18 protein-coding genes and 2 pseudogenes are annotated in these 20,833 nt (G+C 62.3%); 10 read left to right on the top strand and 10 right to left on the bottom strand.

Features of this window, described 5'->3' with window-relative positions:
- Nucleotides 1-87: 87 nt before the first annotated feature.
- Nucleotides 88-657 carry a hypothetical protein gene (locus IPV08_RS04625; protein ID WP_207410944.1) on the top strand — a complete coding sequence of 190 codons (570 nt, stop codon included), beginning with the start codon at nucleotides 88-90 and terminating at the stop codon, nucleotides 655-657.
- 273 nt (nucleotides 658-930) lie between these two features.
- Here the strand turns inward: IPV08_RS04625 and IPV08_RS04620 are convergent, their stop codons facing one another.
- Entirely contained in the window at nucleotides 931-1,962 is a 1,032-nt protein-coding gene (locus tag IPV08_RS04620; protein WP_207410943.1) for an aldo/keto reductase, read from the bottom strand.
- A 493-nt stretch (nucleotides 1,963-2,455) separates the two neighbouring features.
- Here IPV08_RS04620 and IPV08_RS04615 point away from each other — a divergent pair, with 493 nt between their 5' ends.
- Nucleotides 2,456-3,334 (top strand): SMP-30/gluconolactonase/LRE family protein, encoded by an 879-nt coding sequence (locus IPV08_RS04615; protein WP_207410942.1) that lies wholly within the window; start codon nucleotides 2,456-2,458, stop codon nucleotides 3,332-3,334.
- 75 nt (nucleotides 3,335-3,409) lie between these two features.
- On the opposite strand, the gene IPV08_RS04610 is transcribed toward IPV08_RS04615, so the two are convergent.
- Complete coding sequence (locus IPV08_RS04610) at nucleotides 3,410-4,702, bottom strand: HAMP domain-containing sensor histidine kinase (protein WP_207410941.1); 1,293 nt, start codon at nucleotides 4,700-4,702, stop codon at nucleotides 3,410-3,412.
- Between the two features lie 13 nt (nucleotides 4,703-4,715).
- Complete coding sequence (locus IPV08_RS04605) at nucleotides 4,716-5,369, bottom strand: response regulator transcription factor (RefSeq protein WP_207410940.1); 654 nt, start codon at nucleotides 5,367-5,369, stop codon at nucleotides 4,716-4,718.
- Nucleotides 5,370-6,035: 666 nt separating this feature from the next.
- Between IPV08_RS04605 and IPV08_RS04600 the strand changes: the two genes are divergently transcribed.
- The 3 genes from IPV08_RS04600 to IPV08_RS04590 all read left to right on the top strand — a co-directional run bounded on the left by IPV08_RS04600 (nucleotide 6,036) and on the right by IPV08_RS04590 (nucleotide 9,063).
- Entirely contained in the window at nucleotides 6,036-7,049 is a 1,014-nt protein-coding gene (locus IPV08_RS04600; RefSeq protein ID WP_348646074.1) for an antibiotic biosynthesis monooxygenase, read from the top strand.
- A 57-nt stretch (nucleotides 7,050-7,106) separates the two neighbouring features.
- Complete coding sequence (locus IPV08_RS04595) at nucleotides 7,107-7,589, top strand: nucleoside deaminase (protein WP_018043743.1); 483 nt, start codon at nucleotides 7,107-7,109, stop codon at nucleotides 7,587-7,589.
- 88 nt (nucleotides 7,590-7,677) lie between these two features.
- The gene (locus tag IPV08_RS04590) at nucleotides 7,678-9,063 is read left to right on the top strand and encodes an FAD-binding oxidoreductase (RefSeq protein ID WP_207410938.1); all 1,386 of its coding nucleotides are present in this window, start codon (nucleotides 7,678-7,680) and stop codon (nucleotides 9,061-9,063) included.
- A gap of 141 nt (nucleotides 9,064-9,204) precedes the next feature.
- Here IPV08_RS04590 and IPV08_RS04585 read toward each other — a convergent pair.
- The 3 genes and pseudogenes from IPV08_RS04585 to IPV08_RS04575 form a co-directional block, all read right to left on the bottom strand.
- Nucleotides 9,205-9,307: pseudogene (locus IPV08_RS04585) on the bottom strand (IS3 family transposase); the annotation flags it as partial.
- Between the two features lie 60 nt (nucleotides 9,308-9,367).
- Nucleotides 9,368-10,429 (bottom strand): DUF3829 domain-containing protein, encoded by a 1,062-nt coding sequence (locus tag IPV08_RS04580; RefSeq protein ID WP_246747784.1) that lies wholly within the window; start codon nucleotides 10,427-10,429, stop codon nucleotides 9,368-9,370.
- A gap of 329 nt (nucleotides 10,430-10,758) precedes the next feature.
- Nucleotides 10,759-11,151, bottom strand: coding sequence for a group III truncated hemoglobin (locus tag IPV08_RS04575; protein ID WP_056428301.1), 393 nt, complete (start codon nucleotides 11,149-11,151; stop codon nucleotides 10,759-10,761).
- A gap of 231 nt (nucleotides 11,152-11,382) precedes the next feature.
- On the opposite strand from IPV08_RS04575, the gene IPV08_RS04570 reads away from it, so the two are divergent.
- Nucleotides 11,383-12,135, top strand: a complete 753-nt coding sequence (locus IPV08_RS04570; RefSeq protein ID WP_207411019.1) for a sulfite exporter TauE/SafE family protein — start codon at nucleotides 11,383-11,385, stop codon at nucleotides 12,133-12,135.
- Nucleotides 12,136-12,188: 53 nt separating this feature from the next.
- Here IPV08_RS04570 and IPV08_RS04565 read toward each other — a convergent pair whose 3' ends face one another.
- Nucleotides 12,189-12,959 (bottom strand): potassium channel family protein, encoded by a 771-nt coding sequence (locus IPV08_RS04565; protein WP_056428304.1) that lies wholly within the window; start codon nucleotides 12,957-12,959, stop codon nucleotides 12,189-12,191.
- Nucleotides 12,960-13,153: 194 nt separating this feature from the next.
- On the opposite strand from IPV08_RS04565, the pseudogene IPV08_RS25030 reads away from it, so the two are divergent.
- Nucleotides 13,154-13,252, top strand: a pseudogene (locus tag IPV08_RS25030) (IS5/IS1182 family transposase); the annotation flags it as partial.
- 234 nt (nucleotides 13,253-13,486) lie between these two features.
- On the opposite strand, the gene IPV08_RS04555 reads toward IPV08_RS25030, so the two are convergent.
- The 3 genes from IPV08_RS04555 to IPV08_RS04545 all read right to left on the bottom strand — a co-directional run bounded on the left by IPV08_RS04555 (nucleotide 13,487) and on the right by IPV08_RS04545 (nucleotide 15,203).
- Nucleotides 13,487-13,744 carry a hypothetical protein gene (locus IPV08_RS04555; RefSeq protein WP_207410936.1) on the bottom strand — a complete coding sequence of 86 codons (258 nt, stop codon included), beginning with the start codon at nucleotides 13,742-13,744 and terminating at the stop codon, nucleotides 13,487-13,489.
- Nucleotides 13,745-13,898: 154 nt separating this feature from the next.
- Nucleotides 13,899-14,171, bottom strand: a complete 273-nt coding sequence (locus IPV08_RS04550; protein ID WP_207410935.1) for a hypothetical protein — start codon at nucleotides 14,169-14,171, stop codon at nucleotides 13,899-13,901.
- Nucleotides 14,172-14,678: 507 nt separating this feature from the next.
- Complete coding sequence (locus IPV08_RS04545) at nucleotides 14,679-15,203, bottom strand: YetF domain-containing protein (RefSeq protein ID WP_056428309.1); 525 nt, start codon at nucleotides 15,201-15,203, stop codon at nucleotides 14,679-14,681.
- A 1,164-nt stretch (nucleotides 15,204-16,367) separates the two neighbouring features.
- Here IPV08_RS04545 and IPV08_RS04540 point away from each other — a divergent pair.
- From IPV08_RS04540 to IPV08_RS04530, 3 genes are all read left to right on the top strand, one after another.
- Nucleotides 16,368-17,060 (top strand): DUF72 domain-containing protein, encoded by a 693-nt coding sequence (locus IPV08_RS04540; RefSeq protein ID WP_348646073.1) that lies wholly within the window; start codon nucleotides 16,368-16,370, stop codon nucleotides 17,058-17,060.
- Between the two features lie 1,170 nt (nucleotides 17,061-18,230).
- The gene (locus IPV08_RS25025; RefSeq protein ID WP_207410933.1) at nucleotides 18,231-19,550 is read left to right on the top strand and encodes an HlyD family efflux transporter periplasmic adaptor subunit; all 1,320 of its coding nucleotides are present in this window, start codon (nucleotides 18,231-18,233) and stop codon (nucleotides 19,548-19,550) included.
- 188 nt (nucleotides 19,551-19,738) lie between these two features.
- Nucleotides 19,739-20,830 carry a hypothetical protein gene (locus IPV08_RS04530; RefSeq protein WP_348646072.1) on the top strand — a complete coding sequence of 364 codons (1,092 nt, stop codon included), beginning with the start codon at nucleotides 19,739-19,741 and terminating at the stop codon, nucleotides 20,828-20,830.
- Nucleotides 20,831-20,833 lie beyond the last annotated feature (3 nt).

The following is a 20,833-nucleotide window of genomic DNA, read 5'->3' as shown; positions in this document are numbered from 1 at the left end:
AAGCATCATCTGTTCCTCATATGCTAAGCATTCGCTGCCGACGCGTCTTGCGTCCTTGAGCGTGTCGATCTCAGGATTATCTCATACATGAAGCGCCGTAGCGCGCGACCTTTCACGGTCGAAATCAAGCATACCCGTACATCCCGCGCCTCGCTCCCCGACGCCCCAGCACGGTCCCGCGTCGGCGACGACCTGTGGGGGGACCTGCAGGCAGCTGTGGCCGAAAAGCCGGCCGATATGCAGCCCCTGCGCCTCGCTCATCCCGAGCCTGCACCGTCAGTAGCGCCCGCCGAGCCGCCCGCTCGGCGTGTCCTGCCGAGTCTCGTGCCGATGTTTGCCATGCCCGATGAGCCGGACGCTCCCGAGGTCGGCAAAGCGCCGGAAGAGGAGCGACTGCCACGCGTGCAACGCGTGAAGCCACCGACCAAACGTAAGCAGAAGGTCGTGGCGCAGGTCGACTCGGCACTTTCGTTTGCCGATGCAGAAGACGAGCTCGACGATACACCGGTTGTCGCGAGCCCCGACTCGATACAGCCATCCGGTGGCGTCAGTGGGCCTGCTTTGGCTCAAGCGCGGACCGCACGGCGCGCTCAGCAGGCAGCGGCTCTACGGCCGGGCGAGCGTTGGAAGCGGCGGCTGCCACGTGCACTTTGGTAATCCAACGCAACGGCTTCCTGCCTTGCTCGAGATGTAGCCTCCATCGTTCGATGGTTTGAAGCCTGCCCGCGCGGCCGCGTGGTGGCCGTCCGCGGGCCCTCAGTCGGCCCGACCGATGAGCCCGCATGATCTCCGAGTTGGTCGGCAACGACGCATAAGGCCGTTTTCCAGTCGAGACGGGCGGAATGCGACACCATGCAGGCCGCGCTGCCAAGCGAGAGCAGGTGCACGCGTAACGAGCGCACCGCTCAAGACGATAGACGAAGAGCCGTTTTACCAAGTCGTCGGCTTGGGGTTGCGTTCATCGAACCCCTTCTGGTGCCAATAGGGATAGATCGGCGTCTCTTGGCTCGCCGCATCGAGGCGGGCCACCTGCTCGGGCGTCAGCGTCCAGTCGAGAACGGCGAGGTTCTGCTTGAGCTGCTCCTCGGTGCGGGCGCCAACGACGATGTTGCACACGGTGGGCCGGGTCAGCAACCAATTCAGGGCGACCTGCGCCACCGTCCTGCCGGTCTCCTCCGCCACATCATCCAGCGCATCGACCACGCCAAAGAGGTACTCGTCCGACACCGGCGGCCCGCCCTCGGCGCCGCCCGCGGCGATGCGGCCGCTCTGGTTCGGCTGCCCACGGCGAATCTTGCCGGTCAGACGGCCCCAGCCGAGCGGACTCCAAACCATCAGGCCCACGCCCTGGTCGATGCCGAGCGGCATCAACTCCCACTCGTAATGCCGCCCGATCAGGGAATAGTAGCCCTGATAGGCCACGTAACGCGCGAGCCCATAGCGCTCGGATGTGGCGAGCGCCTTCATCAGGTGCCAGCCGGAAAAGTTCGAGGCGCCGATATAGCCGATCTTGCCCGAGCGGGTGAGATCGTCGAGCGCCCGAAGCGTCTCCTCCACGGGGGTGAGTGCGTCGAATCCGTGCATGAAGTAGACGTCGATATGCTCGGTACCGAGCCGCTTCAGGCTGGCCTCGCAGGCACGAACCAGATGATGGCGCGAGGAGCCGACTTGGTTCAGGTCGTCATTGAAGCGGAAGGTCGCCTTGGTGGAGATCAACGCGCGCTCGCGCTTGCCCTTCAGAGCCTGGCCCAGGATCTCCTCCGAGGCACCTCCCGAGTAGATGTCGGCCGTGTCGAAGAAATTGACACCGGAATCCAGGCAAAGGTCCACCATGCGGGTCGCCTCAGCGACATCGGTCTGGCCCCAGCGCTGAAAGAATTCGTTTGTCCCGCCGAACGTGCCCGTGCCGAAGCTGAGCACCGGTACGGTAAGGCCGGAGCGGCCAAGCTGCCTGTATTCCATCGAATCCTCTCAGCAACCCATCGCGCGGTATGTGATGCGCCTGCCGATCTAACGCGACGGGAGGCCTCGGTTTCCGTCGCGCGGGCATCGCTTCCGCGCGCCTCCTGGCTCTCGGCATGCAGGCCGCCTGCGTATCCTCGAAGTACTTTCGTTTGTATCGACCCGAGTGTTGCACCACGCATCTTGTACAGTGATCGCATCGGATATCGACGATCATCAGAATAGCCTGCGAAGACCTGTTGAACAATCGATGCCGGTCTCGCAGGCGTATGCGCAGATCGAGCTGTGCCCCGCTGCATCTTTCGTGGCCCCGATCCTGGATGCCGAGGGGACTCATCGTTCCCACACGAAACCCGAAGATTCCACATTGGAGGCTCCGACTTCGGAAAGCCCCGACTTGGGGATGCTTCGACCCGGGGGATACTCTCGGGGGATAGTTCGGCATGACAGGCATGCCGGTCGCCGCGAGCGGCTGCCCCGAGGAAGGACGAGCATGGACACGATGACGATCCTCGACGCGCACCGCTGCCATCTCGGCGAGGGCCCCTGCTACGATCCGCGAACCGGCACGGCATGGTGGGTCGACATTCTGGAGCGGCAGCTGTTCGAGAGGTCGCTCGCGGACGGCACCGCGCGCCTGCACGACCTGCCCTTCATGGCGAGCGGCGTCGCCGCGGTGGACGAGACCCGTCATCTCCTCGCCGCCGAGGACGGGCTTTACCTGCGCGGGCTGAGTGACGGAAAGCTCATGCTACTCTGTCCGCTGGAGGCGGAGGATGCAGGCACCCGCTCCAACGACGGCCGTGTGCATCCCTGCGGCGCTCTGTGGATCAGCACCATGGGCCGCGATGCCGAGCCGGGGCGTGGCGCGATCTACCATGTCGCCGGTACCCGGGTGACGCGCCTCTACGGGTCGCTCACCATCCCGAACGCCATCTGCTTCTCGCCCGATGGCGCGACCGGCTACTTCGCCGACACCGATGCGGGTCTCCTGAAGCGCGTCAGCCTCGACCCCAGCACTGGCCTGCCGACGGGCGAGCCCTCGACGCTCTACGATCATCGCGGCGGGGATGGCGGCCTCGATGGCGCTGCGGTCGATGCCGAGGGCCGCATCTGGTGCGTCCGCTGGGGTGCGTCCTGCATCGATGCCTATAGCCCGGAGGGCGAGCGCGTGCGGACGATTCCCCTGCCGGTGACCCGCCCCTCATGCCCCACATTCGCCGGGCCGGATCTCGATCGCCTGCTGATCACCAGCGCCTATGAGGGCATGAGCCAGGAGGAACGCGACGCCGATCCCGAGCACGGGCGCACCCTCCTGGTGGCCGCCGGAATACGTGGCCTGCTGGAACCTGCCTTCCGGATCTCCCCGTAAGTCGGTCGTTTCCGACTATACGCGACAGCCACTTGGCGCAGGAGTCGGAGACAGGCGCTGTGGGAACGCCGATGCTCATTCTTTGCCAGCGGACAGCGTCACCACGAAGACCGCGCCCTCAATCGTCCCGGGTTCACAACGCACCGTCGCGCCCATGCGCTCGGACAGCGTCGCGACGATGAACAACCCCATGCCCGTGCTCGGCGGTCCATCGGATCGCGTCCCAACAGACTGATGGAACTTCTTGAACAGGAGATCGTGACGGGCAGGATCGATACCCGGTCCGCGATCCTGAACCCGGATCGATACGTTTCCGCTCTCCTGTGCGGCGCTGACCGTCAGGATGCCCCCCGTCGGACTATAGCGGACGCCGTTGCCGAGAAGATTGTCGAGAATCTGTGCCAGAGCTCCTGCGTCGAGCGTGGCGACCAACGGGCGATCCGGAAGGTCCACGTCGATCCGAACGTCGGCGGATTGCGCGAGCGGCTTGGTCCGGCCTGCGGCGGCCAGCACATGCCCTCGCACATCCTCGTCGGTGAGGCGCGTGAGCGGCCGGTGCTCGGCGGCGTGCGCATCGAGCAGCCGGGTCGCGAGAGCGAGCATCGCGTCGATGCTCGCTCTCGCCTGCTGCAACACGACGAGCGGCAATTCCGGCTCCCGCTTTGCGCGCCGGACGGCGAGATCGAACAGGTTGCGCAGCCCGTAGAGGGGACTGCGCAGGTCATGGGCAGTGATCGCCATCAGGGTGTCGAGTTCGCCGTTCCTCTCCATCAGCCGGTCATTCTGCAGGCGGATGGTGCGCTTCTGCTCGTAATCGCTGCGCCGCCCGGCATGAATCAGCGCTGCAGCGACGACGGCGATGACCGAGACGATCGCGGCATTGACGATGGCGATGACCTGCTCGGCGGGAAACGTCGCCGTGCCGAGCACGATCCAACAATAGGTGAGCAGCAGCGGGATCAAGGTCAGCCCGAAGGTGAGGGGCGGCAGCACGAACAGCAAGGTCAGCGACAGAAGCATCATGGGGTATCCGCTCGTCAGCCGCCCCTTGGCGCCCATCGCGGCGATCGCCCATTGAGTATCGAGCAATGTCAGAACCAGGAAGATCACGACGAAGACGCGCGGGAGCCACGTTCCACCGCCGCGCCGCAGCGTCAGCGAGGCGAGCAGGAAGCTGAGCGCCAGCACGATCTCAACGGCGATCTGAACGGTCCTAAGTCCGGTGGCGAACTCGATCGACTTGGTGAACAGCCCCAGCATGCAGGCGATCTCGACCCGTCGAATATTGACGAGGGTCAGCATGTCTCCGAAGCTCATGCCGGCTTGCTCGGCGGGGGACACGTCCCAGCGTGCCAGCCAGCTCTTCATGATGGCCTGCCTTTCATGACGGATCGAGACGCCCCGCGAGGTGATCCGCCGCATAGCGTTCGAGCATTCTCACGCTGTCCAGCCCGAGCTTGACCTTCAGGCGCTCCCGATAGGTACCGACGGTCTTCACGCTCAACCCGAGTTCCTTCGCCAGAGATTGCAGCGTCGCACCGCTGCCGATCAGCCGGAGAACCTGAAGTTCGCGGCCGGATAGGGCGCCGATATCCGTCCGACGGTCGCATCGACGCGCGAGATCACCGATCAGCAGCTGTTGCACCGGCTCGCTCAGATGGATCGCGCCCGCCACCACGCGGTCGAGGGCCACGGCGACGGTTTCGAGCGGCTCGGATTTCGCCACGTAGCCATGCGCGCCGGCATAGATCACAAGAGGCCCCCAGACCGTTTCGTCGCGGCTGGAATAGACGATGATCCTGGCCGCCGGCAGGATGGCGCGCAGATCCTCGATCAAGGCGATGCCGTCACCGTCCCCCATGATGAGATCGGTAACGATGATGTCGGGCTGCACTCGTTCGGCCTCGATACGGGCCGTCCGGGCCGAGCTGGCCTCTCCGCTCACGTCAAAGCGGTCATTGCCCTGGAGCAACAGCTTCAGACCGGCCAGCACGATCGGGTGGTCATCGACGATCAGCAACCGAAACAAGGACATGTCTACCCCGAGCGAAGCGGCCAACCAGGGTATGATTCCTCATTGTTACGCCCCCCTGTAGGTCACCGACCTACACGAGATCAACGTCATGCGACCATGATCCGTCCAAGACGCCACGTACGCTTCTGAATGACCCTCAGGCGAATTCGCTTCGCGCGGGCGGCCAAGGCCGGTGAGCCATAAGCCATACCGATCTCACAGGCCCGTACACGCCGCCGGATAGAGCCCTGGCCCGCCGGCCCGGGCAACCGGACAGCCTTGGTCCGCCCGATGCTCGACGCCCCGAGTCTGCCATCGGAGACTGTGTCGCCCACCCGACGTGAGCGACCTGGAGCATTTGGACGAAGGCGCACCAGCGCCGACGCTTCACGGCTTCACGCCGCACCACCTTCGTTCAGGTACCCTCCCCATGCCGCCCCACGCCGCCCCACGCCGCAAAAACAATTCAGTAACCTTCAATCAAAGCAATCAGCTTCGTTTGACTTTAACTTTCCCCAAAGATTGAAATGTTTACAATAAGCTCACGATTTTCGCTCATCTCTGTATTTAAATTCTATTCGCTGCTCAAGAATTGAGCATGGAAGTGAATTTCTGTAGGTCAATGACCTACAGAGCTACCGAACCAGTCATGTATTTGAGCGATATGGGATTCGCAGGATGAGTTCGGTGGCGTACAACCAAGATGTTATCGAAAAACCGAATGCAAGTGACGGTCTAGACTTACGGCAGGATGCGTCGCGCGCAATCAAAACCGGGACGACGAAGGCCGTCGCGACGAAACTCACTGTGCGGCCCGGCATGGAGGCTCGCTTCGCAACGTGGCAGGCCGAGTTTACCCGGGCCGTCTCGGCATCCCATGACTTCGTCAGCCTCGAGATCATCCCGGCTTTCGCCGGCTCGGCAGAATGGCAGATCATCCAACGGTTCCGCTCGCCCGAAGCGCTGACCCGATGGGTCGAGGACGAGGCGCGCGCTACGCTCCTGGCAAGCCTCACAGCCTTGGAAAGCGACGGCAAGGGACCACACGCCGATGAGGCGGCGCCGGATTATCACTCCACGACGACCGTCACGGAGGTCATCACGACGGTTGTGAAGCCGGGGCAGGAAGAGGCGTTTCGGCGTTGGGCCGAACGTATTCAGCAGGGACAGGCCCGCTTTCCAGGATATATGGGCACCCTCGTCCAGGCGCCCCTGTCGCCGGAAGTCCCGTACTGGACAACGCTGGTTCGCTTCGAAAGCCCGGCCTTCCTCGATGCCTGGCTGCAATCCCCGGAAAGGCAGGCGATCCTGGCCGAAGCGACGCCCCAGGTATCGACCTGGCGGAGCCACAGGATGAGCAACCCGTTCGCGGGGTGGTTCGCCAATGAGCAGCGTCTCGCGCCGCCGCCCGCCTGGAAGCAAACCTGCCTCGTCCTGCTCGTTCTGTTTCCCGTCGTCATGCTGGAAATCCGCTTCCTCAGCCCCTTGCTGAACGGATTGCCGCTGACCGTTTCCACCTTCATCGGCAATGCCATCAGCGTCTCGCTCGTGTCATGGCCGCTAATGGCGGTGGCGATTTTCGGCCTGGGCTGGTGGCTGAAACCGGATACGCACAAGCGCTGGCGCAAGGAGTTGCTGGGCGTGACGATTCTGGCCGCACTCTACGGACTCGAAATGTTCTTCTTCTCCCACCTGTTTTAATCATTCGTCATCGTTCGTCTCAGCATAAGCTGACCACTCAACCGAGGAAGACTGGAAATGGCTCACGACCACACTGATTTCATGGCTCGGGCGATCGCGTTGTCCGAAAAGACCTCCCTGGTCGAGAGCGCCGGTGGCGTCTTCGGCTGCGTCATCGTTCAGGATGGCGAGATCATCGCCGAGGGCGCCAATCGCGTCGTCGCGGAAAACGATCCGACATGGCACGGAGAGATCGAGGCCATTCGCAAGGCCTGCAAGTCGCAAGGGACGTTCAAGCTTCGCGACGCGACGCTCTATACCAGCGCCGAGCCCTGCCCGATGTGTATGGCGGCCGCGTACTGGGCCGGCATCAAGCGGGTTTACTACGCCGCCCAGGTGGAAGACGCACTGGAATACGGCGGCTTCGACGACAGCATGATCTATGCCGAGCTCAAGAAGGATGTCTCCGAGCGCTCCATTCCGACAACGCAGATCATGCGCACGGAAGCCGTCGAAGTCTGGAAGAAGTATGCCCAGAAGGCGGACAGAGTCCCCTACTGAATCCGACTCTCGAACGCCGATCAAAGCAAGATCCTCCGCCCGGATTGCTCCCATCCGGGCGGGCTCCTCCTTCATACTGCGTGACGCCATGAATATCGTTGGTCTGAGGGACGCTTGCAAAGGTGAGGTCTTCGCTGCGGGCGATGCGCAGTTCCTCGAGGCGATCCATGGGAATCTCTGGAACAGGCTGATCCCGGACCGTGCCCCCCAGGCCGTCGTGAGTGCCGTGGACGAGGACGATGTCGTCGCGGCCGTACGGTTCGCCCGTGCGAGCGGCCTGAAGGTCGTCGTCCGCGGCGGCGGCCATAACTGGTGTCAGCCCTCGTTGCGTCACGGCGGCATCCTGATCGATCTCTCGAATTTCACGAAGATCATCTCCATCGATGCCGATAATCTGAAGGCGGTCATCCAGCCGATCATCAGCAATCGCGACATTCAGAAAGCACTCAATCCCCTTGGGCTGGCCTTCCCCACTGGCCATTGTCCTCAGGTGAAAGCGAGCGGCTATCTGCTCGGTGGTGGCATGTCCTGGAACCCCACCGTCTGGGGGAGCGGAGCTGAAAGCGTCGAGGCGATCGAACTCGTCACGGCACAGGGCGACTTGATCAAGGCGAGCGCGACCGAGAACACGGATTTCTTCTGGGCTGCCCGAGGTGCAGGCTCCGGATTCTTCGGGATCGTCACGAAATACTTTCTCAAGCTTCATCGGCTGCCCGAAGCCATGCATGGCAGCACCTATTACTATCGGCTCGAGGACGCACCGGCGATCGGAACCTGGCTCGGCACGATAGCCCCGAGCCTGTCTCCCGCGGTCGAACTGAGCCTGTTCGTCGTACAGGCCCCACCGGAGTTGAGAGGACAGGCCGCCGCTCGGAACGGCTGGCTTTGCATGGTCACGGCGACGGCGTTCGAGCAGACGCCGCACGCCGCGGAGGCCGCGCTGCAGGCGCTGGAACACGCTCCGATCCCTCCGCTTTCGTCGTCGTTCGCGACGCCCGTTACCTTCGAGCAGCTGTTCGATGCGTCAGGATCCTTCTGGCCGGAAGGTGCCCGCTCTCGCGTCGAGGCGACCTATTCCGATCACTCTCCGGGAGAGTTGGTGCAGGGCATCCTGCACCTGCTGCCGAGCGCGCCTTCCGCGACATCCGTCTTCTTGTTGACCATCTTCTGCGGCCCCAATGTCCCGGCCGCGCAGAAGGACATGGCCTATTCCGTCTCCTCCAAGGTTTACGGTGGCCCGTGGACCATGTGGTGGAAGGCCGAAGACGATGACGCCAACACCGAATGGCATCGCCGTATCACGACGACCTTGCGCCCTTTCAATACCGGATATTACATCGGCGAGACGAACACGGTTGAACAGCCAAGCAATATCCCCCAAGCCTTCACCCCTGAAAAATGGGAACGGCTTTGTGCCCTGAGAGATAAGCACGATCCAGATCGCGTCTTCTTTGATTATTACGATGGATTCTGATGAAAGTTGAATTGTATTTATGTTGTGATGCTGTTTTATAATCAAGAATACGAAATATTGGCAACGATCTCACGCGGCGTTGCTTCCACCTGCTCACCGACATCAGGCATCACCGATTGGAGGTGATGAGTCTGGTCGAGCGTAGCCCTCCATGTAGGCGAACACGTCGCGTCGGGCCTCGTCCCGGGTCGACCATCGTCGCCGGTGGACGAGGCCCGACCTTGAGGTCGTGGAAGAAGCTTTCTGACGTGACGGTCGAGACGTGAGACGTCCGGGCGCTACAGCCATTCTTGTCCGCGCGGCATCAGCCCGGACGGACGCGATCGTCGTTCTTCTGGCACGATTCGAAATCCCGCACCGAGCGATTGTAGGTCTCGTTGAAGCGTTGCGCCGGCTGGCTCGGGTCGCCTTTCGCGCGAATGTCACGCGCCACATCCCGGCCATGCCCGATCAGGCTCGCGACCGTATCCGTGTAGCCCGTGCAGGATGAGTCGGCTTTCGGACTCATGCCGTCGAAGGTCGTGCCAAGCTGCCGGTTGGCGTTCGATACCTCGGCCAGCGCCGCCAGAAAGGGGGCGACATCTGCCTTCGGTCCCAGTGACTCGAAGCGCCGCACGGCGCGACGCAAGGTAAGGCTGGTCGAGAGGAGACGGCGCGCCGGCGCGTCTTCCGGAAGCGTCGCCAGGCGCCGCTCATCCCGGGCAATCTCACGCTCGAACAGCGCGGAGCCGTAAGTTTCCATCGCTTTGACAGCGGCCTCGACACGGGGGACGAGGATCGCGTGCTGCTCCCGCGCGAATTTGTAGCCGTCCTCCTTGAATTCTCGCGTGGTCTGATAGCGGGTGAGTGCCTTCAGCGTGGGGTTGAGCTCGCGCAGCGCCGCGAGCAATCGGGCCGCCTCGGCATCGATTTCGGGCACCGCTCCAGGCAAGGCGATGGCCTTCTCCAACTCACCGATGACTCCATCGAAATCCACGATGCCGAAATGGTACCACGCATTGGCTCCGAGCTTCGTGCCGAGCTTGAGCACCCGCTCATTGTCGCGGCGATAATCGGCGAGTTGCTGCTCGAGAGGGTGGGACCGGACGAGATGGTTCTGGGCCTCGGTATAAGCGTTGGCCTTGGCGAGTGCCTGAGCCTCGGGGGTCGGCGGCGGCGCAGTGCGGGTGGGCGCACCCGTGCTTCTCGGTGGCGACGGTGGGGTCTGCAACAGAGCCTGCGAAGCTGAGGGCGCAGCCGGAAAATCGCATTTGAAGGCATCGATCAGGCTTTTGCGTACGGCCTCGTGAGCCTGGGCACATTGATAGGCCACGGTCGGCCGAGCCGTCTCGTTACGCATGACCGTGTCGCGGAAGCTCTCCCGCATCGTGTTGATGCCCTGTCGAATGCCTGGTCGGGCTGCCTCCGGTACTCCAGGGCTGGCTGCACACCGGGCATATGCATCGAGGAACGCATCGCAGCTCTCCACTCCCACCGGCGTCACCGGCGTGATGGCGAAAGCAGGCGTCGTCAAAATCCCAAGCAGAATGGCCGACACAGCGGCGGCGGCGCGACGCGGTCCTGTATGATGCATTCGTGCTGAGCCGCGCATTCTCATTCCTTCGGTCGAAGAGCCAGTCGGGCCTTTACGCAGTCAGCGACCACTTCGTTGCAATACGCTGAGGGTAGCTCTCGCTTTTGTAGCGGTCCGCGAATTCAGGTCTCCGCCCGCGGGATCCCCGGCCGGAAGAAAAGACCCGCCTGCAAGCTGTCGCCGATGCGGTGAGCACGCTCCACGAGGATCGTCGCGATGTCAGGTGGGAACTCCTCGTTCGCCGCTTGTTCGAACAGCGCGAGCCAGCGGGCGAAATGGGCTGGCGTCAGATCACCGAGCCCCTGATGCTTGCCGAAGGGATTACCCTTGTAACGGCCGGATTTCAGAAGCACCGAGGACCAGAAATCCTGAATGACAGCCAAGTGGCGGGGCCAATCGTCATTGGCGATGACACGGGCAAAAACCGGCCCGATGAGGGGATCGCGTTGAACTCTGGCGTAAAAGGCACCAAGGAACGCGTGCAAGCTCGCTTCCGTAAGGGTGTCTTCCGTCATCTTACCCTAGAGCGCTCTCCGCCGAAGTGGATGCCGGTTCGGCGAAAAAGAGCGCGGCAGAACAAAGGCCTGGAGATGTGCCCCGACCCAACGTGGTCGGGCGCAGCTCTAGCCCATCGCCCTGCGTGACGCCGCATGCACAACGCCCCTGTTTTCCATATTGTGCCGTGACGGCGCCAGGGTCAGGGGCGAGGCAGGCTGGGCCTCATGCCTTTGGATTTCCCGGCCATTATGCCCCTCGCCCTCGAACCATTCCCTCTTGCTGTCGCAGCCTTCGCTTTCTTCCTTGCCGGGTTCGTCAAAGGTGTCGTCGGGCTTGGCCTACCACCTGTGGCCATGGGGTTGCTCAGCTTGGTCATGGCACCGGCTCAGGCCGCCGCACTCCTGGTCGTGCCGGCCTTCGTGACGAACATCTGGCAGCTTGCGGCCGGTCCGCGCTTCGGGACGCTGGCGCGGCGCCTCTGGCCGATGCTCACGGCGAGTGTCGTTGGGACCCTGGCGGCAGCTGCGCTCCTTCATGGAAATTTTGGAGGTGGGGCCATCGTTGCTTTGGGCCTCGCCCTGATCGCTTCTGCGATCCTCGGGCTCGCGGCCCCCCGCCTGAGAGTCCCACCAAGGACCGAGCGCTGGCTGGCACCTCTGGCTGGGGCGACGACAGGATTGGTGACGGCCGCCACGGGTGTCTCCTCGATTCCCGCCGCACCGTTTCTCGCCGCACTGGGCTTCAATCGGGAGGATCTCATCCAGGCCCTTGGGCTATCCTTCACGGTGTCCACCGTGGCGCTTGCCGTCGCCCTGGCGGGTAGCGGGATCCTGAACCTCGGCATCGCCAGTGTCTCGGCGCTCGCCCTGGTCCCTGCCCTCCTCGGCATGAAGCTGGGTGGTTGGGTGCGCGGCCGTGTGAGTGAACCCGTCTTCCGACGCTGCTTTTATTTCGGGCTGTTGGGGCTCGGGCTCCACCTCGCGTCCAGGGCGCTTGTTTGACATGTGAGCCCGGTGGACCGGCGCCGCATCTATGCGACCATGCCGCCTTCCGGTCAGTACTCTCCCTCATCGGGAATGCTGAGCACGGTCCCGCAGGCCTTGCAGTGAACCGCATCCGGCTCGTGCCTTTGTAAAGCGCAGGCCGGACAAGGATGCCTTACCTTGTTGGGACGAAACAGAACTTGAGCGAGGCGCAGAAACAGCGTCACTCCGCATATCATCACCACGACGGACAGTAAGCGACCAGACGTGCCAGGCAAGGTCACGTCGCCATAGCCGGTGGTGGTGAGTGAGGTGACGGTGAAGTACAAGGCATCGACGTAGTTGGCGATAGCCGGATTGGTGCGGTGCTGAGTGGCGTATACCAACCCCGTCATCACGAAGACGAACACCGAAAGGTTGGCGGCAGCGAGGATCACCTCCTCGTTGCGGCGGAAAAACCCGCTATCGGAGCGCAAGCGGTCGAGGAGTTGATAGGTCCTCAGCAGCCGTAAGGTTCGCAGGATACGCAGAAACCCGGCTCCTTCGCCGACAATGGGGGCGAGGAAGGAGACCAGTGCGGCGATGTCGGCCCAGGTGGTCGGACGCAGCAATTCCCGCCAGCGGTGCCGTTCGATGGAGAATCGGGCGACGAAGTCCGTGAGCACTGCAAGGCCGACGAGGACATCGAGTCCCTCCACGACCGGCGCCCTTGGCATGAACGACGACACCACAATGAAAAGGATCGTCGCGATGTCGAAGACAAGCAGGCCGTAGCGAAATCGGTGTGCCCTGTCGCTATCGCCCTCGTACAGGTCTCTGAGACGATGCTTGATCGCTTCCATAAAGGTTTCTACCCGCCCCAGCCTTCGTCGTCCCGTTCCACTTACACATGTGTCTGAAGGAACGTTCCGCAAAACGTCCGGGCTCGCACTCTGCCATGGCCTGCCCCCCCTGAAACATGGTCCGTCCTCGAACCTGGCCTCGCCCGAACGGATTGCAAAGTCTGACGTTTTCCCGTTTCAGGTGAGGAGACGTGGTGCTGTCGGACGGACAGGCGATGGAGTTGGCGCCGTTGATTTCGGCCTGTCGCCCGAAGGCCAAGATGCGGCCCAAAGCGCTTCGGCGCACGATCTCGGGGTCCTGTCCCGGGCAGGCTAACCGCCACGGCGTTCTGTCGCGCGGTCCGCAGGAAGGGTGACGAATTAATCCAGGCCGGCGGCCCCGAGGCCCTAACGCACGAAATCGCATTTATCCGCGAACTGGCCCCAACAAGGCCGACCCTCGCGAGGCCAACATCACCGAGGCATGGACCGGCCTCGCGGGGTGGTTGTCATGAGCGTCCCACCGACAGAGCGATTGACGGCTACGCCTACCCCATCAACGCCTTCTCGAACGAGTGGCCCAAGCCGTTACCGACATCGGTCTCATCGCCAAGCAGGCGACGAAGGGATGAGATCTCCTGCACGGCTTGGCGGCGAGAACATTCCTGGCGGGCAACGACTTCAAGGTATCGCAGATATTCGATCACAGGCTCTCGCGCTTTGGGTGCCCGACCAAGCACGGATGTCACCCTCGCCTCTACGAGGCCGGGGATCGCTTCCCAGAATTCCCCGGACCGTTCGAGCATGGCGACTTCTCCCGTCAGGTCAGAAGAAAGTGTGTCCACCTTAGGGTCGCAACCTTCATTCACACAGGTTGATACCCAGCGGGCCCGTCGGATCTCACACACAAAAACGGCGAGGCTCTCGCCCCGCCGCCAACGACAACCGTTCTCAGCAAGCTTAGCGGTTACCGCCCGAGGTGCGGCCATACTGCCAGACCGGGAAGCTGTTCTGCTCCGCATTGCCTTCCTGAGCGGAAGTGCGGCCACGGCTGTACCCGATCGATCCGGTAGTCAGATCGTCATCGGCTGTGACACGGCTCGGGGCGGAAGAGGTCACCTCATAGGCCGGAACTTCGCCACGTGCGAGATAGGTCTTGGCAAGGGCGGGCGAAGCAACGGCGCTGACGCTCAGGACGATAGCAGCAACAGCAGACGTAATACGAGTGTTCATGGCACAATCCACTTGGGTTTGCGCGGTCTCCGTCGAATGGCGGTTGGCCGTGACTTGTTCAGTGACCTTGATCTAGGCCCGCCTCGCCCGGCACGCCGTGCGGTTCGGCACTCGCTCACACGCCAACCCGCTCTGGATCTCAAGCATGCCCCATCCTGTCACATGCCGTGCCCCACCGGCGTTGCTGACATGGAAAGGCCCCGCCGATTACCGAAAGGGCCCGTCCGATCGAGTTGCACAACGCGATCGTCCTTAGGAGGTGGTGTGATGCGATGCGCGAAAGGCTCCCGAAATTGACCGTCTAGGGCCGTCGTCAACTCGGCCTGTGTCAGTGGCGGTTTCGGACCGAGTGCCTTCCCTGGCCCGCTGGGGCGACGGGGCAGCCATCCAGCTCCGCCTGAATGCAGCGAACCCAAACTCCGCTGCAACAATTCGTGCAGGAACGTGGAGAGCGGACATGCTCGGTGGCTACTGGTCTGCCGCCAACCCTGGCTTGTGGCGCTCGGTCTAGATCGCGCCTCTGGCTTTATCGTCCGGTGGCTTGGCCTTGGTTTCATCCGCCGGGATGATGCTGATACGGCCATCGGCTTCGATCGAGGCTTCCTTGATGCATGCTGGGTCATCAATCCCCTGATGTCTGAGCTGGCTCATCAGTTCCGCATGAGTGATCATGGCTTGGCGCATGTTCTTCCAACAGATTTCGCCATCTGCCACCAGTCGCAGGCGCTTGGGTACGATGAAATTTTCGAAAATTGGCAATCGAAAGCTCAACCAATCGATAGCATAGTTCCAAAACACAATTGTCAGAACCAGCAGGATGCCTTCTGTCAGAGACTTGTATTCATTAGAAAATGCATTCTGCGACACATCTGCAATCAATACGATCACAAGGAGGTCGGCAAGACCTACAGCGCCAGCTTGCCTTTTCATAACGAAGCGCATGATGATAAATAGCATCAGGTACATCACAGAGCCACGCAGAAGTATTTCAAGAAGCGAGTGCTCCGGTACGATCATCGCGCGCCAATCCATCGTGCTTTTCTCCTCGGCAGCCAAGGTACAGGGCTGAGTTCCATAGGATCGCACGCTGGCCCCGTGCGAGCCACGTTTCTCGATGTGGCAACCGGCCGTAAAAATAGCTCGCAATCGATAGTCAATATGAGCTGAAGCCCTGCGAGCCGAGGGGCTGGCGCATTTTTTTGGGCCCGCTAACACACAGAAACCATTGTAAGAACGTCGATCAAATCAACATGACGTCTACAATGGCAGAGGTGGAGGACCGATCGATGACGACGAGGAAACCTATGACGAGCGACAACTTTATCCGGGACCAGGTCGGTCACCTTATTGCTTTTCAGGAGCTCGAGCATCTCACCGGGCGGCGGTTCTCCTAGACCGAGCTCGCCAAGATGGAAGAAGCGGCACAAACCCAGGGGCACACTCTAGAGGAGGCACTTGCCAGGTTCCTCCACGCCTTGCGCAGCATTAGCCAGGACGACCTCGAGACGATTGTTAAGCTTCGGGGGACACCTCACTAAGAGAAGTGTTCGTTGCAGACCTTACGTGTCAGAGTCCCTCTCCTTCTGCCGGATCGCTTCCACCAAGCGCTCGTTCTTTACGGGCCCGTGCAGGCCGTGGTGGATCTCGCGGTGGCAGCCTGGACAGACAACACCTACGAACCGTCAATCGTCTGGACCGCCGTCGCTGAACCGCCGAGTATGATGGGGCTCAAGGTAGGGCTCTCCCCGCAGAGTGACGAAGAGTGCAAGCTGATTGCAGCTCTCACAGATCCCGGCCGCTTGAGCGAGGGCGTAGCGACGGACAGCTGCCGAGCGTCGGTAAAGGCTTCGGCGAGATGCAGTGCCAGCGACCTGGGGGTCAATCGAGCTGCATCCAGAGCGCGCGAGCGGACGACAGCTAGATCGACGTCGACCTCCTCGGTCTGCCCCTCTCCGACCTCGAGCGGCTTGTCACCGACACTGGCTAGGACGAACTCGAAGACGATCGCAGAGCGTTGGGTGCCTTCTCGATCAGGAGCTGGCTCGGTGCTGTCGCCGGCGCACTCGAACTGACCCGGGAACCGCACGCCTTACCATGACGGCAGAGAAACCTCGGCACGCCGACCGTGTTAATGGAGCTGTTCGAACGCATTGTGAGCCCGAAAGCGTGGCCTTCATTGGAACGGCTGGGTGGAATGTGCCGAAAGCCTACGCTGGTGCGTTTCCGGCCGCTGGAAGCCACCTACAGCGCTATGCCCAGCGCCTCACCGCCGTGGAGATCAATACGTCGTTCTATCGCCCTCATCGTCCCGCCACCTACAAGCGATGGGCCGAGGCCACGCCTGAGCATTTTCGCTTCGCCGTGAAAGTCCCGCGCATGATCACGCACGAACTGCGGCTTGGGAATGCCGACGCCCCGCTACAGCGATTTCTGGATGAGATCGCTGGACTCGGCCCGAAGCTCGGCCCGCTCCTGCTTCAGCTACCGCCGAGCCTTCGCTTCGACGATCGGACGAGCGACCCGTTCCTGCGAGCATTTCGGCACGCCCATGGCGGCAGCATCGTTTGCGAGCCGCGGCATGCCAGCTGGCTGGCGCCAAGTGTTGATGCGCTGTTGACGAAACTTCGTATTGCCCGTGTGGCAGCAGATCCGGCACCGATGCCGGGCGCAGACGAGCCCGGCGGCTGGCAAGGCCTACGCTACTATCGACTTCACGGCTCGCCGAAAATCTACTACTCCGCTTACGAGCAGCACGCCCTCGACGCGATGGCTGACCGCCTCGCCGCAGACGCGGCGCGGGGATGCGAAAGCTGGTGCATCTTCGATAACACTGCCACCTTCGCCGCGACCGGCGACGCGCTCTCGATCCTGGAGCGTTGGGCGTCCTAGCGTCGTCTAGTGAAGTGCACTTCGCAACCTAGAGCTGCGCCCGACCACGTTGGGTCGGGACACATCTCTAAGTCTCTGTTTTGCCGCGCTCTTTTTCGCCGAACCGGCATCCACTTCGGCGGCGAGCGCTCTAGCGTCACTGTGAGGCGCAGCTTGCCACCCCGCATTCTGGCCGCATCGCGTATTGATCTGATGCATATGCGGAATGCCGCCCCTACCAGCGACCGCAAAATTGACTGCCGAGTTGGATTGCCCTTGTTCTCAGCGAGTTAACTGGAAAGGCCCGGGCGCTCAGAGCATATCTTCAACCTATAGAGTGTACATGTGGCACATATTGCGCCACCACCGGCAAGTCGGACTACGTAGGCAATTCGCGCCATAAATTTTCAGAAAAGTGAACGAATTAGTTAAGGAACGGTTTTTGTTGCGATGCCGTTAAATAATTCGCTGATGCCGAAATCCTGGCGCGGCGCACAAAGGCGGCGCGGAGACAGGTCGCCTCATAGACTTATAATGCAACTAATTGGGCGCATTTGCAACAAAGTGCGCTCTTGCCTTGGGTTAACGAGATTAGTCAGTAGAACTAGCGATCATCCGCCTTATCAGAGGCGTTGATCCAGCCGTACAGTCGTGCGTGATAGCCCTCTAATTAAAACGGCTAAACTTCTGTTGAGCATGTCAGTTAGCCGCAGGTTGCCATTTGGTTAATTTAATATTAGCCATCTTAAATTCATCGAATGAGCCGACGCCAGGCAGCATTCGGGCCTAAACCACATCTAATACTCCGCGATTGCGTCTGCGCCCATGTTGGACGCCTGAATCGCTGTGCCGTTAGTCGCTTGGAGCCAAGTATAGATTTGCTTGGATCCTTGGCGTGCCTGTCACTCATGCTTTCTACTTAAGGAGAGTCCTATGCAGCGACCCGTGCCGGCCTCCGCGTCCCCCGTTGGCCAGAAACCAAGTCATACACGGATGGTGCGAGTCTCAGCATATTCGGTCGCAACCGTCCTCGCCCTACTGATGACTACGGCGACCCTACCGCCCCTCCTCGCTGATCAGTCGGATCGTGCCGTCATCAACGCGCCAATTAGCTTACTGACGGCGCCCATTGCCGGGGAGATGACTAAGGTCTCTGCTACCATCGGGCAGCACCTCGGCCCCGGAGCACCGGTGGCGCGCATTCAGAACGTTCGCATCGACCGCACGACGCTGATTACTCTTGATGGCAAAGTTGACGAGTTGCGCGGCTCTCTCCTGGCGGCGCGGCAAAAGAGGGAGTCCGACGAGACCTACGTAGCGGCCCTTGATGCCGAGATTAGGCGTCAGGTGGAACAAACTGTCGCTAAGCTCGACGGAGAAGTGGCTGAAGCTCGCGCCCGCGTGGGGTCAGCAGATGCCGAGGGTCAATCCACCAAGGCGGTGGTCGACCGCCAGCAGGCCATGGTTGATCGCAACACCGCCAGCCTCGATCTCCTGCGTCCGACTCAGCACAAGCTCGAAGCCGCTCGCTTCGACAAGGAAGCAGAAACGGCCAAGCTGAACCAGAAGTTGGCGGAGCTCAGTGCGGTCAAGAAGAGCGTCTTCGTGGGCAACCAGTCCAATAGCCTGGCGGTGCTGACTCAGAAGCGGCGGGATCTTGCATTTGATGCCCAGCGGCTTGCTATCGAGGAGGCGCAACTCTCCACAAGTCTGAAGGCGCAAGAGGCGTTGCTCGTCGCGGAACGCAAGCGCCTCGACAGCCTTGCCGATGCGGAGATGCGGGCCATGAACGGTGGTGTCGTCCTCGGACTCGGTGTTGCGGAAGGGCGTCACGTCAACCCAGGCGACTCGGTGGCGACTTTGGTCGATTGCGATCAATCCTTCGCTGTCGGGATCTTCTCCTATCGCCAAGCACAAGAACTGGCAGTTGGAACGCCGGTGCGAATTTCGGCGGCGGGCAGCAGCATTCCCGAGCGCGGGTGGGTCAGTGAGATTCTGCCGAAGACCAGCGACAAGACCGATCAGCAATACGCGGTGCCGTTCCCTCAAACCGAGCGGCGCGAGATGTATGTGCTCGTAAGCCTGGACCGCGACACGCTGCCTGCCTCGGACAAGACCGCTTCCCCCACCGAGGCCGCCCGCCGCACCACGCCGTGTTCGGTGGGCCAGTGGGTCACGATTACCCGGGAGAACGGTTGGGTTCCATCGGCTTCTGTGGCCTGGAAGGCGGTCGCGTCTGGGGTTACGGGGCCGGAGATCAAGGCGGCCTGGGCTTCTCTGGCCACGACCGTCAACGGGACGGCGGTGCAAGCCTCCGATCTCGTGAGCCGTGGTGTGAACTCGCCGGCGGCGAAGCAGGCATGGGCCTCTGTGGCGAACGGCGTCACGCAGGCGGCAGACGCAGTGGCGAATGGGGTCAAAGACCTGTTCTCGAAAGGTTCGACCGCCCCCGCGAACGGTAAGACGGCACAATCCGCGCCGCGCCAGCACAGCGCCGAGAACACCCATTGACCCGGCCGCATCCGCGCGGCGGATCTGTGCTGGCTCTGACCGTGGCAGCGCTGCTCCTGGTCTCGCTCCGGCCAATGGAGGCGGAGTCCTCGCCAGGTAGAGTCGAACGTGCCCCTTTGCCGTTGGCGGGAACGCTGTGTCACTCTCTATCTGAGGCCGTCGACACGACGGGAACCGGACCGATTTTTGTGTCGAGCTATCGTCCGGGCCCGCATGAGATTGAGCTGCCCGCTCCCCTGAAGAGTTCGGCCTTCACCTACGACAATGCCGTTGCGGCGATCGCTTTGATTGCCTGCGGCGAGGTCGGGCGGGCCCGCAGGATCGGCGACGCACTCCTCGCCGCGCTGGCACGGGACCGCAGCTTCTCCGATGGCCGCATTCGCAATGCTTATCGTGCCGGTCCAGTAGGTGACGGCTCGTTGGCTCTGCCCGGGTGGTGGGACGCGAGACAGAATCTATGGGCCGAGGACGCCTATCAGGATGGCACTGCTACCGGGAACGTCGCCTGGGCCGCCCTCGCCCTTCTCAACCTAGACGCAGTGGCACCCGGCGGCGGTTACCGCGCCGGCGCTCGACGGATGCTGGGGTGGATCGCTGGACAGACCGGCGATCCGCGGTCTCCCGAAGGGTATACCGGCGGCGTCGATGGTTTCGATCCGCATCAGACACGCCTGATGTGGAAATCTACTGAGCACAACCTCGACATCCACGCGGTCGCGGCCTGGCTTCATCGTCTAGACGGCGGAGCGGAGGAAGCTCGGATCGCGGCGACGGCGCGGGGCTTCCTCGACGCCGTCTACGCGCGCGATCCGGGGGTGTTTCGTCTCGGCACGACGCCAGACGGCAAGCTCCAGCCCATCGCTAAGATCGCCCTGGATACGCAGCTCTGGCCCCTGATCGGGGTGATCGATGCACCCGACATCTGGCGCAGGGCGTTCGACTTCGCCGAACGCCATCTCGCAATCCGGGGCGGTTTCGATTTTAACGAGGACCTCGATGGCCTCTGGGTCGAGGGCACGGCCCAGGCCGCGTTGACCGTCCGTTTTCTCGGCCGAAGCGCCGAGGCCGACCGCCTCCTCGCCACCATCGCTGGGCAGCTCTCGCCATCCGGCTTCCTGTTCGCCACCGATGTCGCCCGCCTCACCACCGGCATCGCCATCGGTCCGGCCAGTGCCGAGCCCGATTTCTTCTACTTCCGCCGGCCGCATCTCGGCGCCACCGCCTGGGGCGTCCTCGCGGCCGTGGGCTGGAATCCCTTCACCGGACGGAACGTGGAGTAACCC

The organism is Methylobacterium sp. SD274, from assembly GCF_017355285.1.
Taxonomy (GTDB): Bacteria; Pseudomonadota; Alphaproteobacteria; order Rhizobiales; family Beijerinckiaceae; genus Methylobacterium.
This window is presented reverse-complemented; position numbering and strand designations above follow the sequence as displayed.